This window comes from Streptomyces sp. 6N223, assembly GCF_052246635.1.
Lineage (GTDB): Bacteria > Actinomycetota > Actinomycetes > Streptomycetales > Streptomycetaceae > Streptomyces.
Map to the genome: position 1 here is coordinate 155,413 of NZ_JBQQCA010000002.1, position 16,858 is coordinate 172,270.

A 16,858-nucleotide genomic window follows, 5' to 3' on the forward strand; every position below is an offset into this window, starting at 1 on the left:
GGCGACACACGGACCACGCTCTGCTCGGTCGCCACCACCTGGTGATCCGTTGGCTGTGGGGTTGCGGACAGAAGCATTCCACGCCTCGACGACCGTCAATGGCGACGCATCTGGCCCGAGCAGGCGCTGCCCAGTCCCTGAGGAGCAGTGACCGGCAATCAACCGGTCGACGAAGGTCACGGCGCGGAAAGCGCTGACTTACCTCCCCCTGAGCTGCTGTGCTCCGCTTTTCTGTGGCCCTGCAACGCGCGTCCGCACCACTTCCGCACCTGGCAGGTCAGTACCCCGCGGCCAGCAACGGGCAGCGTCGGTAACACGTCCACTGCCCGCCGACCGCATGCACATGCCGTTTGACCTGCGGAGACACAGTCGAAGCTCCTGTGATTCCCAAGCTCAGAGCGCGGGTTCGATTCCCGTCGCCCGCTCCAAAACCGCAGGTCAGAGGCGCTTTCCGGCAGTCCGGGAGGCGCCTTCCGTGGCATCTGACACCACGACAGCACGTCGATTGTGTACGTATTTGTGGGCCTCCAAAGACCTGAGCCTACTTTCCCCGGCGCTTCCTTTGCGCACGGCAAAACCCCAGGTCAGGCCATGTCGCGAGGCGCGCGCCCTCGGCATGCCCGTAAAGGGACGGGAAAGCGGGCAACTGCGGCCAGAGCAGGTGGCCATAGAGCAATGAAACGCGGACGCGGGCAGCGCCATCCCAGCCGGACAGGCATATTCGCAGCTGCGCATCCTTCGTCTGGCCAGAGCCGCCTCAGGAGCTCGGCCGCGCGACGATGGAGGCCAACTCGGATTCAACTTCAGCGTGGCCGCTGCTGGTCAGCCCAGGTTCATGTCCGCTGTCGATGCGGTGCCGGCAGGGCCAGGTGTACATCGTCTGGTCGCTGATCCACAGCCGCAGGGCATGTGCGGGCCTCCTGGGACGCTGGACGACTGATCGTCCAGCGTCCCGGCTCCACCGAACTCAGGTCGCATCACAGGGTCTGGCGGGCATCGCCGGTGGAGTAGGCGGTGTCACCGAAGCGTCCACCGGCGTCTCCTCATCGGCGAGCAGGTCGATGCCGACGGCGGCTTCGTGGTGCTTGGGGCCGGTCCCGGGTGTGAGGGCGATGGCGGTGTGTAACCCGGTCTCGGGCTCGACGGCGAGGTGGGCCTTGTAGCCGTCCTGTTGGTGGGAGCGGGTCTCGCGCACGTGCCGGGACTCGGCATCGACGGTGGAGACCATCCGGTCATAGGCGGTGCCCCGGGTGATGCGCCAGCGCCCGTCGCGGCCGCCGGAGTCCTCGGCCGGCTCCACGTCCTGCCCGGCGACCAGGCCAGCAGGCCGACCGCGTTCGCGGCTTTCTCGCCCAGCTGCTGTTCAGGCAGGTGGCCCAGCAGCCGCAACGCGTCGCCGACCAGGGGGTCGACCAGGTCCGCGCGGGCCTGCTCATCGTTCCAGGCGATGCAGGGCTTGCCGGGGTCGGTGTAATCGTGCGCGGTGCACTGCGCGGCGGACACCTGGTCGGCGCCGGGGACTTCACGGATCACCGCGCGGATGGCAGCGATGATCTGGGTGACGGTGTCCCGGGTGGCCATCGGATCGGTATCGAAGACACCTCGCCGGCCGCTGCGGGCTCCGCCGCGTGGCGGGAAGGGGCGGGGTGGGGGGCGGGGTGGGGGACCACATCCCCGGCCCTCTACCCGGCCTCACACCGCTGTCCTACACTGCGACCGGGACGAGGCGGCAGCGCGCGGAAGGCGGCGAGCGCAGCGTGGGCACCGGCGCGGGGCATGTCAACGTCGCGGTCATCGGCGCCGGATTCGGGGGCCTGGGCGCCGCCGTCCGGCTGCGCCGCATGGGGGTCACCGACTTCGTGGTGCTGGAGCGGGGGGCGTCGGTCGGCGGCACCTGGCGGGACAACACCTACCCGGGCTGCGCCTGCGACGTGCCGTCCCACCTCTACTCGTTCTCTTTCGCCCCCACCGCCCGCTGGCCGCGCATCTTCTCCGGGCAGCGGGAGATCCTCGCCTACCTGGAGCGGGTGACCGACGTCTTCGGGCTGCGCCCGCACCTGCGCCTCGGCTGCCCGGCGGAGGCGATGCGCTGGGACGCCGACGAGCTGTGGTGGGTCATCGACACGCCGCGCGGGCCGCTCACCGCGGACCTCGTGGTGGAGGCCACCGGCCCGCTCTCCGAGCCCCGGCTGCCGGAGATCCCCGGGCTCGACGCGTTCCCCGGCCGGGTGTGGCACTCGGCCCGCTGGGACCACGACCACGGCCTGCGCGACCGGCGGGTGGCGGTGGTGGGCACCGGCGCGTCCGCCATCCAGATCGTGCCGGCGATCGAGCGGGAGGTGACCGCCCTCACCGTCTTCCAGCGCACCCCGCCGTGGGTGATCCCGCGGGCCGACCGGCGGACCACGGAGCTGGAGCGATGGCTGCACCGCCGGTTCCCGGCCACCCGGGCCGCCCGCCGCCAGCTGCTGTGGGCCGTCAGGGAAGGGCTGACCGACGCCTTCACCCGGCACCCCGACCGGCTGCGGCCGCTGGAGTGGCTGGCCCGGCACCACATGCACAAGGCCATCGGGGCCCCGGAGCTGCGGCGCCGGCTGACCCCGGACTACCGGATCGGCTGCAAGCGCGTCCTGCTGTCCAACGACTGGTATCCGACGCTGGTCAAGCCGCACGTCCGGCTCATCGACGCCGGGCTGCGGGAGGTGCGCGGCCGCACCCTGGTGGCTGCGGACGGACGCCGGGCGGAGGCGGACATGATCGTCTTCGCTACCGGCTTCCGCGTCACCGACGGCTCCCTCGGCCACCGCATCAAGGGCCGCGACGGCACCACGCTGGCGCAGAAGTGGCGGGACGGGATGGCGGCGCTGCGCGCCACCACGATCGCCGGCTTCCCGAACCTGCTGACGATCAGCGGGCCGAACAGCGGGGTTGGCACCACCTCGGTGATCCTGATCATCGAGGCCCAGCTGAACTACCTGGAGGACTACCTCACCAAGCTCAGCAGGCTGCGAGGGCTGGACCCCGACGGGCAGCGGGTCGCCCTGTCGCCCCGCCCGGCGGCGGTCCGCTCCTGGAACGACCGGCTGCAGCGGCGGCTGGCCGGCTCGGTGTGGAACACCGGCGGCTGCCGCAGCTACTACCTCGACGCGCGCGGCCGCAACACCACAGTCTGGCCCGGCACCACCGCGGAGTTCCGCCGCGTCACCCGGGCGGTGGCGCTGGCGGAGTACGAGATCCTGCGCGCCCCGGCGGCGCGGAGATCGGGGCGGGCGGGGTGAGCGGGACAGGCGCGCCGGTGCCCGCTGCCCGCGCTGCGAGCGACCTGATCTCGGTGGTGTCCACCCGGGGTGCCCGGCTGCACACGGAGATCCACGGCCGGGACGGCTCCCCGACCATCGTGCTGGTGCACGGCTGGACCTGCAACGTCTCCTTCTGGCACCCGGTGTTGCGGCGGCTGGCGGCCGACCACCGCGTGGTGCTGTACGACCAGCGTGGGCACGGCCGCACCCCCGCCACGCCGGGCAGCTGTTCCACCGAGGCGCTCGCCGACGATCTGTGCGCCGTGCTGGCGGCCACCGTGCCGCCGGGCGAACGGGCCGTGGTCTGCGGGCACTCGATGGGCGCGATGGCGGTGGTGGCCGCCGCCGGCCGCCCAGCGCTGCGTGAGCGGGCCGCCGCGGCGCTGCTGTGCAGCACCGGCACCGACCGGTTGGTCACCGACGCCACGGTCATGCCGTTCCGGCGCGGAGCCCGCCGCGCCCGGGCCCAACGGCTGCTGCTGCGCAGCCGGCTGCCGTTCGGGCCGGTCACGCCCGTCTCCCAGCGGCTGGTACGCCGCATCGCCCTCGGACCGGGCGTCGATCCCGAGCTGCGCGCCCTCACCGCGCACACCGTGCAGGCCTGCCCGCGCCGGCCACGCGCCGAGTGGGGCCGGGTGCTGGCCGGGCTCGACCTCTCCGACCGGGTCGCCCGGCTCGACCTTCCGGTCACCCTCGTCCAGGGCACCGCCGACCGGCTCACCCCGCCCGTCCACGCCCGCCGCATCGCCGGCCGCCTGCCGCACCTCACCGAGTTGATCGAGCTGCCCGGCGTCGGCCACATGACGCCACTGGAGGCGCCGCACCGGGTCGCCGAAGCGCTGCGCGCCCTGGCACGGCGCCACCTGACGGCCAGGCAGGACCGGCCGGACGGGGACCCCCTGGGTGCGGCACCGGACGGCCCCGCACCCGAGGGCCCGGCACGAGAACAGGAGCAGCAGCGATCATGACCTCTGGCACGCACCCTCGGCGAGACCTGACCGGCCGGGTCGCGGTGGTCACCGGCGCCGCCCGCGGGCTCGGCGCGGCCCTGGCCCGCGAGCTCTCCCGGCGCGGCGCCCGGATCGCACTGGTCGGCCTGGAGCCCGACCACCTGGCCCGCGTCGGCGCCGCCCTGCCCGGCGAGTCCGCACACTGGACCGCCGACGTCACCGACGCCCCGGCGATGGCCGCCACCGCCGTCGAGGTGACCGCCCGCTTCGGCGCCGTGGACATCGTGGTCGCCAACGCCGGGGTGGGGCTGGGCGGCACATTCGCCGACACCGACGAGGCCCTCTGGCGGCGGGTCATCGAGGTCAACCTCATCGGCTCCGCCATCACCTGCCGGGCGTTCCTTCCCGCGCTGACCGAAAGCCGGGGCTACTTCCTCCAGATCGCCTCCCTCGCCGCCATCGCCTCCGCTCCGCTGATGTCCGCCTACTGCGCCTCAAAGTCCGGCGTGGAGGCGTTCGCCCACAGCCTGCGCGCCGAACTCGCCGTCGACGGGGTGCGGGTCGGGGTGGCCTACCTGAGCTGGACCGACACCGACTTGGTGCGCGGCGCCGACACCGACCCGGCCTCCCGCGCGCTGCGCCGCCGCCTGCCCTGGCCGGCGGGCCGCACCTACCCCGTCGAGCCGGTGGCCGCCCGCATAGCCGCCGGGATCGAGCGCCGCGCTGCCCACGTCTACGCCCAGCCGTGGCTGCGCGCCGCCCAGGCCGCGCGCGGCGCCCTGCCGCCGGTGATCACCGCCCTCGCCCGACGCCACCTCCGCCGTGGCCCCGAGCCTCGCCCGACCACCGGCCTCTTCGGCCCCGGGGGCGCGGCGGCCCAACGCCCGCCTCAGACGGGCAGCACGCCGCGCGGCTGACCGTGCCGCCGCCCGCAGGCGGTCGGTGTAACGCAGAAGTCATAGGGCATAGTTCTACGTAGTCGCTCCAGCACGACGAACCACACTCCGAGTAATCACCGAAGCTCCTTGCGTTGTCCGGCCGTTGCCCACGTCACACAACGTCGAGGAGCTTCGTCCCGTCCCGGCCACGCCATCGCCCCCACTGGTCACGATGCGATCCCCTCAGTGGATATCTACCGAGACAGGTCCCGTGAGACTTTCCTCGATCCGCGCAAGATCGCTGTAGAGCCGCACACGCCGCCCGGTCGCAGCCCTTGAGGAGTGGTTTATGGAACAGGAACAATCCCGCCGGGCGGGAGATCCGATCGCCATCGTCGGTATGGCATGCCGGCTTCCTGGAGGGGTGCTCTGCCTGGATGACCTGGCGTCACTCCTGGCGGACGGGCGGGACGCCGTGACGAGCGTGCCGCCGGACCGCTTCGCCACAGCCGACTTCCTGGACGGCGGGCGCCGCCGTCCAGGCCGTACGTACACCGATGCCGGGGGTTTCCTGGACGACGTCACGGGCTTCGACTGCGGGTATTTTTCCTGGATTTCGCCAAGGGAAGCCTCGCGGATGGATCCGCAGCAGCGGTTACTTCTGGAACTCGCCATGGAGGCACTCGACGACGCGAGCATGGACGGGGAGCGCCTCGCCGGTACCGACGGTGCCGTGTTCATTGGCTGTTCCGGCAAGGACTTCGGTGCGCTGCAGGCCACCCGCCCGGACACCACCAACGCCTACACGATGTCCGGCACAGCAGGGAGTAACACCGCCAACCGGATCTCCCACATGCTGGACTGGCACGGACAGAGCGTGTCCATCGACACGGCCTGTTCCTCCGCCCTGACCGCCGTGCACCAGGCATGCGAGCACCTGAGGGCCGGGAGGTCGTCGCTGGCCCTGGCCGGTGGGATCAATGTCCTGCTCGACCCGAGCCTCTTCAACGGGTTCTCCAACGCCTCGATGCTCTCCCCGACGGGGCGCTGCCATGCCTTCTCGGCGAACGCCGACGGCTATGTGCGGGCCGAGGGCGGTGGACTGTTCCTGCTGAAGCCCCTGCCGGTGGCGCTCGCGGACCGTGACCGCGTGCACGCGGTGATCGTGGCCAGCGGGTGCAACAGCGACGGACGCACGGCCGGGCTGGCCCTGCCGAGCAGCGAGGCCCAACGGGCTCTGCTGGAGCAGGTGTACGGCCAGGCCGACATCGCACCGGACCGGCTCGTCTACCTGGAAGCCCACGGCACGGGCACGGCGGTGGGGGACCCGATCGAGTGCACGGCCATCGGAGAGGCCCTGGCCAGGGGCCGCACCGTCGGGCCCCTTCCGATCGGATCGGTGAAGTCCAACGTCGGCCACATGGAAACGGGTTCGGGCGTCGCCGGTCTGCTCAAGGCCATGCTGGTGCTGCGGGACGGGATCTCTCCTGCCACCCTGCACGCGGTGCCGCTCAATCCCGCGATCGACTTCGACGACCTCCATCTGAAGCCGACCGTTGAGGCCGAACGCCTCACGGTGACGGCCCAGTCGGTCGTGGGCGTCAACTCCTTCGGTTTCGGCGGTGCCAACGCTCACGTTGTACTCGCCCCTCCAGCTGATCCAGAGCCGGAGGTCCACGTGAACGTCGCGACCGTCGAGCCCCTGCCCGTCGTCGTCTCAGCGCGGACCCCCGAGGCCCTCGGCGCGGCCTGCGCGCGCATGGCGGAACGGCTCGCCAGCTGCGACGCGGCGGAGTTCTACGACATCGCCTACACCTCCGCCCAACGCCGTACCCGCCACCCACACCGCACCGTCATGCTCGCGTCCACTCCAGCCAAGGCCGCCCAGGCGCTGCGTGGCGCGGCCCGCGGTGAGCGCCCGGCACCCGGCCTGGCCACCGCGCACGCGGTCGCGGACGGCAAGGTGGCGTTCGCCTTCGCCGGTAACGGTTCGCAGTGGCCCGGCATGGGAGCTGACCTGCTGGCTGCCGAGCCCGTGTTCCGGCAGGCGGTCGAGGAGGTGGACGCGGCGCTCGGCCGGCACCTCGGCTGGTCGGTCGTCGAGGAAATGACCGCTGACGGCGGGAGCGCCCGGATCCGCACGACCGAGGTGGCCCAGCCCCTGCTGTTCGCCTTCCAGGTCGGCTTGGTGGAACTGCTCGCCGCCCGTGGCGTGCGTCCCATGGCCGTCACGGGGCACAGCGTCGGCGAGATTGCTGCCGCCTACACGGCCGGAGCCCTCTCGCTGGAGGCCGCGGCGACGGTGGTTGCCTGCCGCAGCCGTGCCCAGGCGCTCACCGCGGGCCAGGGGATCATGGCAGCGGTCGGCCTGCCGGAGAAGGACGTGCTCAAGGAACTGCTCCGGTACGGGAACCAGCTGGAGCTCGCCGGGATCAACAGCCACACCGACACGACCGTGGCCGGCGAGGACGCGGCTCTCGCTGCCCTGGGCGAGGAACTCACCAGCCGTGGCGTCTTCTTCCGCCCCCTCGACCTCGACTACCCGTTCCACAGCCGGGCCATGGACGCCATCGAGGAGCCCCTGCGCGCCTCTTTGAAGGGACTGCGTTCCGAGCGCCCCTGCCTGCCCTTCGCCTCCACGGTCATCGGCGCCCTGCTGGAGGAGGAGCAGCGGGTCGACGCGGCGTACTGGTGGCACAACGTACGACGTCCCGTGCTCTTCGGCCCAGCCGTGGACGCCCTGCTGGACCTGGGTGCCGACGTGCTGGTGGACGTGGGTCCGCACGCGGTCCTCAGCCCGTATCTCCAGCGTCTCGGACAGCGCCGCCGCGACCGCGCCGTGGCCGTCGTACGCACCTGCGCCCGCCGCGGTGACGGACCCGCCGCCGTACGCACCGCGGTCGCCCACGTCCTGGCTTCCGGGGCCCGCTACGAAGCCGGCGCTCTCTTCCCACGGCCGGGACGTGTCGTCGACCTGCCTGCCTACCCGTGGCAACGCGAGCGGCACTGGAACGGCGCCCCGGACTGGTGGGCCCGGATCACCAGCGACGGCACCGTGGACCGCCCGCTGCTCGGTCAGCGGGCCGCGGTGGCCGCGCCGACGTGGCACGGCGTCGTGTCGTCGGCACGTACGCCGTGGCTGGACGACCACCGGGTGGGCACCACCACGGTGCTGCCGGGGACCGCCTACCTCGAGGCCGTGTTCGAAGCGGGCGCCGAGGCGCTGGACACGGGTGTGCTCGAAGCGACGGACCTGCAGATCACGGCGGCCTGCGTGCTGCCGAGCGAGGACAGCTCAGACGAACTGCTGCTCCAGACCTCGCTGGAGCGGCAAACGGGAGCGGTGGCCATCGCGAGCCGTACCGGCCGGACCGGCGCCTGGCAGTCGCACGCCCGGGCCCGGGTGTGGCGTCTCCACCGAGCCGCACCGCGGCGCGTCGACCTGAACGCGCTGACGGCCCGCCTGGAGAGCCGGCCGGGTGCCGCGACCGAGCACTATGCGGCGCTGTCCCGGGTCGGGATGCGGCACGGGCCGGCGTTCCAGGTGATCACCGACCTGTGGGCCGCACACGGTGAAGTGCTGTCCGCCTATCGCCTCCGGGCGGATGCCGCCGGCTACCTGGCCCACCCGACCCTGCTGGACGGCGCCCTGCAGAGCGGGGCGCCGCTGCTCGCCGCGCTCGGCGGCGAGCACCCGTTCCTCCCCATCGGCATCGAGGCGGCCCGCCTGTGGCGCCGCCCCGCCGACAACGGCTTCGTGCACGTCACGAGCCGCACCATCAGTGACCGGGAAGCCGTGTGGGACCTGCGGATGCTGGACCAGGACGGCGGGGTGAGCCTGGAGCTCACCGGGTGCCGGCTGCGCCGCTTCGACCACGAGAGCCGCAGGCCGCCATCGCGCTTCGAGATCGCCCTGCGCGCCGCCCCGATCCTGAACGAACCCGCCGCTCCGCTTCACTTGCCCCCGCCCCAGGCCCTGCTGGCGAGTACGCGCGCGGAGCGGGGACGACTCACCGCCGCCGTGGACGACCGCTACCCGCGGAGCGCCGAGCTGAACTGGCGACTTCTCGGCCACTACGCCAGCCGGGCCTTCGCCGAACTCCTGCCTGGCCGAGACGAATTCACGGAGGCCGACCTCGACGCCGCCGGGGTCCGGCCCGAGTATGCCCCGATGCTGACGCTGCTCACCCGGGCCGCCTGCGACAGTGGGACCCTGGCTCGCTGTGGTGTTCCGGACACCGGTGCCACCCGCTGGCGGTTCACCGGCACTCGGCCCGACCCCGACCAGCTGGTCCGTATCCAGCTGCGGGAGCTGCCGGACTGGACGGCGACGAGCGCGGTGTTCAACCGATGCCGCCCCAGTCTGGCCGCCGTACTGCGCGGGGCCGCCGACCCGCGCGAAATGCTCTTCACGGAAGCCGACCAGCATCTGGTGACCCAGCTGTACAGCGACGCACCGCATCTGCGGCTGCACAATCTCTACGCCCGTGACCTGGTGCGTGAGATCGTCCGGCAGTGGCCCGATGGCCGCCCCCTGCGGGTGCTCGAACTCGGCGCCGGAACGGGCGGCCTGACCTGCGCGGTTCTGCCGGAACTCCCGGCCGACCGCACCCGCTATGTGTTCACCGACGTCAGCCCCGCGTTCTTCCCGCGCGCCGAGGCCCGCTTCCGCGCCTACGACTTCGTCACGTACCAAGCCCTGGACCTCGACCGCGATCTGCCGGAACAGGGGTACGGCGACGGCACGTTCGACCTTGTGCTGGCCGCCAACGTGCTGCACGCCACCACCGATGTGGACCTCACCGCCGAGCGGGTCGCCGGCCTGCTCACCGACGGCGGCCTGCTGCTCGGGCTGGAGGCCCTGGAGGGGGATATGGTCGGTTCGCTCTTCGGGCTGCTCGACGAGTACTGGGCGTGCGGCGACCAACGCCGGGGCGGCTCTCCCCTGATGTCGCGCGAGGAGTGGACGCGGTGCCTGACCGGCGCGGGCTTCACCGATGTGACGTCCACCGGCGTGGCGCCGGACCCGCCGCGCGGCGACAACGCCCTGCTGCTGGCGCGCCGTACGGCGCGACCGGCCATGGTGACGAGCACGCCGCCGACGTCGCTGCCGGGCGTCTGGAGCGTGGTCACGGAGCCGGCCGCGCGGGAACTGGGCGCGGCGGTCGCTGCCCGGTTGGGAGCGCCGCTGGCCGGACTGGGCGACGCTCCCTCACTCGTCTCGGCAGATCCCAGCACCCCGCCACGGGCCGTCGTGCTCCTGGACGCGGGCATCACCACTACTGACCCGGCCGCCCCCCCGCTGCTGGAGGCGCTGACGGTCGCCCGCGCTGCGGCGCTGCGCGAACTGGCCGCCGAACTGGCGGCCCTCGAGGGGGAACTGTGGCTGGTCACCCCGCCCGCAGGCGTCTTCCCCGCCCCCGATCGCCCGCTCAGCCCCGCGGATGCGCCGATGTGGGGTCTCGGACGCGTGCTGGGCACCGAATACCCGGGGGTTCGGGTCCGCAGGGTGTCGCTTGCGTCCACCGACGATGTCGACCGCGACGCGGACCGCCTGGTCGGCGAACTGTTGAACGGTGACGCCGCTCCCGAGACGGTCCTCACGGCCGCGGGCCGCTTCCGGCCCTGTCTGGCCACCGCGGACGCCCCGGCCCGGCGCCCGTCCCCGGGCAGCGGCTACCGGCTGTGCCTGCGCGACCCGGGGCTCGCCCACCGGTTGAGCTGGGTTCCCGAGACGCTGCGGGAGCCGGCGGCGGGTGAGCTCGTGATCGAGGTGCGGGCTGCTGCCCTCAACTACCGCGACATCATGATCGCCACGGGTCTGCTGCCCGACGAGGACGCTCCCGCCCACGGCGGACCGCGCCTCGGCCTGGAGTGCGCCGGCGTCGTGGTGGCGACCGGCCCCGGCGTCACGGACTTCAGCCCCGGCGACCGCGTCTACGCCTCGGGGTACGGCTGCCTGGCCTCCCGGGTCCTTGTCGGAGCCGACCAGACCGGGCGTATGCCGGACGGCATGCGCTTCAGCGAGGCCGCCACCCTGCCCGCCGTGTTCCTCACGGTGCAGTACGCGCTGGAGGAGATGGCTCGCCTGCGCCCCGGGGAGACCGTCCTCGTGCACGGCGGTGCCGGCGGGGTGGGTCTCGCCGCCATCCAGTACGCCCAGCATCTGGGGGCCGAGGTCGTCGCCACCGCGGGCACCCCCGCCAAGCGGCAACTGCTGCACAGCCTCGGCGTCAGCCACGTCTTCGACTCCCGCGACCTCGGCTTCGCCGAAGCGGTTCGATCGGCGACAGACGGTCGAGGAGTGGACGTGGTTCTCAACTCCCTGGCCGGGGAAGGCATCGCCCGCGGGCTGGAGTGCCTGTGCCCCGGCGGACGCTTCGTCGAACTCGGCAAGCGCGACCTGTACGCCAACTCCCCGTTGTTGCTCGGTGCCTTTCGTACCAACATCGCCTTCTTCGGCGTGGACGTGGGTAGCCTGGCCGCACAGGCCCCCGAGGCGGCCGCCGCGCGGTTCGCGGAGCTGACCCGGCGTGTCAGCGACAGCCGGTATCGCCCGCTGCCGCACACGCTCTACGCCGCCGACCGGGTCGACGAGGCGTTCCAGAGCCTGTCGCACTCCAAGCACCTCGGGAAGGTCGTCGTCGACCTCACCGAGGCCCCGCCGGTCGAACCCGTCGAGGCCTGCCTGCCCATCGCCCCCGACGCCCACTACCTGATCACGGGCGGCTTCTCGGGCCTGGGCGCCGCCTTCGCCGAGTACCTCGCCGAGGCAGGCGCCCGCCACCTGTCTCTGGTGAGCCGCCGCGGCGCCGACACCCCGGAACGCGCTGCCCTGGTGGACCGGCTCACGGCACGAGGCGTTGAGGTGCACGCACACGCGGCGGACGTCGCCGACCACACCGCCATCCTGCGCGTTCTGGCGGAGGCGGAGAACGACGGGCACCCGGTGCGCGGGGTCATCCACGCGGCCGTGCACATCGACGACGCCCCGCTCGCCGAACTGACCCCGGAGCGCTTCGCCGCGGTCCTCCGCCCGAAGATGGCCGGCACCCTCGTCCTGGACCAGGCCACGCGCGAGCGGGAGCTGGACTTCTTCGTGGTGTGCTCGTCCCTGGCCGCGCTGATCGGAAACCGCCTCCAGGGGCCGTACTGCGCGGCCAACGCGTTCGGGGAAGCGGTGGTACGCGACCGGCGCCGCGCCGGGCTGCCGGGCCTCGCCGTGGAGTGGGGCAGCATCGGCGGCACCGGCATCACCGAGCGGTCGGGACTGCTCGACCGCATGGAACGCAGCGGCTTGGTCGCGCTGGACCCACGCGAGGGCTGGCGGGCCCTCAACGCACTCGCCTCCGGCGAAACCGAGACCGCGGTGGTCGGGAGCTTCGACTGGCACCGCATCGGGCAGCTCTTTCCCGCCTTCGACACCGGCCTGTTCCAGGGCGTGGACGAGGACGGGACGACGGCCGGCATGGAGAGCCAAGAGGACATACGTGCCCGGCTGGCAGCCCTGCCCGTGGAAGAGGCCCTCGAGGCCACCGCCGAGATCCTGGCCGAGTTGGCCGCCAAGGTGCTGCAGAAACCGGCCGACCACGTCGACCGCACCAGCCGTTTCGACGGGCTGGGCCTGGACTCCCTCATGGTCGTCGAACTGTCCGTCCTGGTTCGCAAACGAATCGGCTGCGACATCGCCGCACTGGAACTCACCTCGGTGGGCTGCCTCGACGACCTCGCCCGCCGCGTCCTGCCGCTGGTCCGGGGGGAACAATGACAGCGTCGCACATCCCTTCGGACTCAGCCGCACCGTCCGGAGCGGACCGCGACCTGGCCACGCTGCCCTGGTGGCGCCCCTGCCTCGTCCAGCTCGTCGGCCTCGGCGGGCAGGGCCCCACCCTCGTCGCCTTCGCCCGGCAGCTGCTCGCGGCCTTCGAGGACCAAGGGCACACGGTGCTGGAGGAGTCCCACGGCGACATCGACCTCCTCCTCATGGCCGTCCGCGTCCCCGACGGCCCTGCCCCGCTGAAGGACCGCCTGCCCGAGCAGATGCCGCCACTTGCGGTCACCACCTGCCAGGAGAACGGTCTGACCGTCGGCTCCCGGCAGGTGGTGGCCCTGGCCGACGTACCGGAACGTCTCGGCGACCTGCCGCACCAGGAGGTCGTCCAGATCGCCCGCACCGCCATGGCGCGCATGGCGGCGCCCAAGGTCCTGTTCATCACCCGGGGCAAGCGGCCGGGCGAGGTCGTCGAGGCCACCCTCTGCACCCTGGAGGGCGGCCACCCTTCCGAGACCCATCGGGTCCCCGACCGGATGCGGGACCGGCTGGTGGCCGCGGCCTGCGCCCGGGACGTCGCCGACTCCTACGAGGTGGTCCCGGACGCGGTTCCGGCACGAGCGTGGGACGCGAGCCCCGCCCCCGCACAGCTGGCCCGGGCCGGCCGCGCCATGGGCGAGCTGGGTCTGCTGCCACCGCCCGTGGACATCAGCCGGTACGTGTCACCCGAACTGGCCCGGCTGTACGCGCAGTACCTGGGCTGGAAGCGGATGAGCGAGGGCATGCTCTTCGTCGTCGACCCCGAACTCAACGCCTTGGTGGTGAGCGCGTCGGGCAGCTGGGACATCGACAAGCGGGACCTGAGTCGCGACGAGGTCACCATCGTGGCGCTCGACCCACCGGACGGCCCGCTGCGGGTCCTCGCACCTGAAGGACGGCGCCCGCTGGGGCCGTCGGTGGAGACATGGGAAGTACGGGAGTTCCTGCACGCCGTCCCCTGGATCCGTGTCGGGCGCACGTCACAAGGCACCTGGGAACAGTGCCCGGACGGCGAGCGCCAGGTGCCGTTGATCCGGGCCGGGCTGCACGCCCACGTGGGCGTCGTACGAGCCGATGACACGCGCATCGAGACGGTTCCGCCGGACCGGGAGCGCTACCCGTACGGCTTCGGATGCGGTAGCGACCTGATGGCTCGGGTGGCCGCCGACACCGTGCGCCGCTCCCGGGCAGTCCAGGATCCCGGCGATCCCAGACACTACGTGCGCTGGCCGATGCTGTACCACGGCGAGATGGCCGTGGAGCTGTGGAAGCCCGGACTGCCTGCGGAACCGCTGAGTGGGCTCCTCGACGTCTTTGCCGCTTCGGTGGACTTCCGCACCGACCACATCGAACAGCCGGTCTGACCACGCCCGCCGGCATCGACGCCCTCGCACGTGTCGTCGCGGCGATCGGCGACCTCGCCGCCGCGCGCGGGGACGAGCTGGAATCGCTGGAGACCAAGCCGCTGCGGGTGGACGGCGACCGCATTGAGGCGCTGTGCGCCCTCGTCACCTGGACGGCTTCCTGACCCCTTCGGAAAGGGCCCCGTATGACCTCCCTCGACCCGCGCACCCCCGTGGTGATCGGTGTCGGCCAGTCCTCCGAGCGCCTGGAGGACCCCGACTACCGGCGTCTGTCCCCCGTCGAACTGGCCGCCGCGGCCGCACGCGAGGCACTGGCCGACACCGCCGCCGACCCCGCGACCGTCACCTCGGCGATCGACACGGTCGCCGGGGTACGGCAGTTCGAGATCTCCATACCCGGTGCCGCCGCTCCCCTGGGCCTCTCCGACAACTACCCCCGTTCCGTCGCCCACCGGATCGGCGCCGCCCCTGCCCGGGCGATCCTCGAAGTCGTCGGCGGACAGGCACCTCAGCACCTGGTCAACGAGATGGCCGCGACCATCGCGCGTGGCGACGCGCAGGCTGCGCTCGTCTTCGGCTCGGAGGCCATCTCCACCGTCCAGGCCCTCGCCGGGACCGAGGACCGCCCCGACTTCACCGAGCACGTGGGCGGACAGCTCGAAGACCGCGGCTGGGGCCTTGAGGGCCTCATGTCACCGCACCTCGCCTCCCACGGGCTGACCGACGTGGCCAGCCAGTACGCCCTCTTCGACAACGCCCGCCGGGCCCGGCTCGGACAGTCCCGCGAGGAGTACGCGGCCGGCATGGGCGCGCTGTTCGCCCCCTTCACCGACATCGCCGCGAAGAACCCGCACTCGGCCGCCCCCGTGCGCCGGTCGGCCGGGGAACTGGTCGCCGTGACCGAGAAGAACCGGCTCATCGCGGAGCCGTACCCGCGCTATGTCGTGGCCCGCGAGAAGGTCAACCAGGGCGCGGCCGTACTGGTGATGTCGGTGGCCACCGCGCGGCGGCTCGGTGTGCCGCAGGACCGATGGGTGTTCCTGCACGGTCACGCCGACCTGCGCGAACGGGACGTGATGGAGCGTGCGGACCTCAGCCGCAGCCCGGCCGCCGTCATGGCCGTCGAACACGCCCTGGAGATCGCCGGAATCACCGTCGCCGACCTGGCCACCCTCGACCTCTACAGCTGCTTCCCCATCGCCGTCTCCAACGTCGCGGACGGACTCGGCATCGCCGCCGACGACCCACGCGGCCTCACCCTCACCGGGGGCCTGCCCTTCTTCGGCGGCGCCGGCAACAACTACTCCATGCACGCCATCGCCGAGACCGTCCAGCGCGCCCGTACCTCCCCCGGCACCTTCGGCCTGGTCGGGGCCAACGGCGGCTCGCTCAGCAAGTACTCGGTCGGCGTCTACGCCACGACCCCCACCGCCTGGCGCCCCGACCGCTCCGCCGAGTTCCAGGCCCACATCGACGCCTGGGAGGCACCCGAGGAGGCTCGCCGCGCCGACGGATGGGCCACCATCGAGACGTACACCGTCACGTACGGCCGTGACGGGACACGCACTGGAGTGGTAATCGGACGCCTGGAGACGGACGACCGGCGCTTCGTCGCCCTCACGCACGAGGACGACGAGGAGATGCTGGACCTGCTGACCGCCGACGAGCCGATCGGCCGGCGCGTCTACGTCCGCTCCTTCGGTTACGGCAACCGGGTGGCCACCGGCGAGGAACAGCTGAACGCCCTCTTCCCCCGCCGTGAACCGATCCTCCGAGACGACTACGAGTTCGTCACCGTCCGCCGCCACGGACACCTGCTGGAAGTCACCATCAACCGGCCCGAGGCGCGCAACAGCCTCACCCCCCAGGCCAACGACGAACTCGACCAGGTCTTCGACGCCTACTTCGCCGACCCCGGCCTGTGGGTGGCCATCCTCACCGGAGCCGGCGAGCACTCCTTCAGCGCGGGCAATGACCTCAAGTACGCCGCCTCGGGCGAGCCGATGTGGGTGCCGAGGAACGGCTTCGCCGGCCTCACCTCGCGCCGCGGCATGACCAAGCCGGTCATCGCGGCGGTCAACGGCTACGCCATGGGCGGCGGCTGCGAGATCGCGCTCGCCTGCCACCTGACCGTCGCCGACGAGACCGCGCAGTTCGCGCTCAGCGAGGTGAAGGTGGGCCTGGTGGCCGCGGCGGGCGGACTGGTACGGCTGCCCCGCGCCGTTCCTCGCAAGATCGCGACCGAGATGATCCTCACGGGCCGTAGGGTCACAGCCGGCGAGGCCCTCGCCCTCGGCCTCGTCAACCGCGTCGTCCCGGCCGGTACGGCCCTGGCAGGCGCCCGCGCCCTCGCCGCCGAGATCCTCGACGGCTCACCCATCTCCGTCCGCACCTCCCTCCAGGTGATGGCGGAGACCGAAGGCATCGCCGACACGGTGGACGCCATAGAGCACCCCTCCTCCGCGCTGGACGACCTGATCGTCAGCCAGGACGCCATCGAAGGCATGACGGCCTTCGCCCAGAAGCGCCGCCCGCAGTGGAAGAACCGCTGAGAGTA

6 protein-coding genes and 1 pseudogene are annotated in these 16,858 nt (G+C 72.4%); 6 read left to right on the forward strand and 1 reads right to left on the reverse strand.

The features are described 5' to 3' along the window. Positions 1-980 precede the first annotated feature (980 nt). Positions 981-1,620 (reverse strand): annotated as a pseudogene (locus tag ACTWQH_RS02460) (IS5/IS1182 family transposase); the annotation flags it as partial. A gap of 137 nt (positions 1,621-1,757) precedes the next feature. Between ACTWQH_RS02460 and ACTWQH_RS02465 the strand changes: the two are divergent. The 6 genes from ACTWQH_RS02465 (at position 1,758) to ACTWQH_RS02490 (ending at position 16,853) form a co-directional block, all read left to right on the forward strand. Beyond that, the gene (locus tag ACTWQH_RS02465; RefSeq protein WP_443284591.1) at positions 1,758-3,278 is read left to right on the forward strand and encodes a flavin-containing monooxygenase; all 1,521 of its coding nucleotides are present in this window, start codon (positions 1,758-1,760) and stop codon (positions 3,276-3,278) included. Beyond that, positions 3,275-4,267 (forward strand): alpha/beta fold hydrolase, encoded by a 993-nt coding sequence (locus ACTWQH_RS02470; protein ID WP_443284592.1) that lies wholly within the window; start codon positions 3,275-3,277, stop codon positions 4,265-4,267. The genes ACTWQH_RS02465 and ACTWQH_RS02470 overlap by 4 nt, the downstream gene beginning before the upstream one ends. After that, positions 4,264-5,166 carry an SDR family oxidoreductase gene (locus ACTWQH_RS02475; RefSeq protein WP_443284593.1) on the forward strand — a complete coding sequence of 301 codons (903 nt, stop codon included), beginning with the start codon at positions 4,264-4,266 and terminating at the stop codon, positions 5,164-5,166. The genes ACTWQH_RS02470 and ACTWQH_RS02475 overlap by 4 nt, the downstream gene beginning before the upstream one ends. Positions 5,167-5,476: 310 nt before the next feature. Further along, a complete protein-coding gene (locus ACTWQH_RS02480; RefSeq protein ID WP_443284594.1) occupies positions 5,477-12,895 on the forward strand; it encodes an SDR family NAD(P)-dependent oxidoreductase in 7,419 nt (2,472 codons plus the stop codon). Continuing rightward, complete coding sequence (locus ACTWQH_RS02485) at positions 12,892-14,301, forward strand: hypothetical protein (RefSeq protein WP_443284595.1); 1,410 nt, start codon at positions 12,892-12,894, stop codon at positions 14,299-14,301. The genes ACTWQH_RS02480 and ACTWQH_RS02485 overlap by 4 nt, the downstream gene beginning before the upstream one ends. A gap of 185 nt (positions 14,302-14,486) precedes the next feature. Beyond that, on the forward strand, positions 14,487-16,853 hold the full coding sequence (locus ACTWQH_RS02490; protein ID WP_443284596.1) for an acetyl-CoA acetyltransferase: 2,367 nt from the start codon (positions 14,487-14,489) through the stop codon (positions 16,851-16,853). The last annotated feature ends 5 nt before the right edge of the window (positions 16,854-16,858 follow it).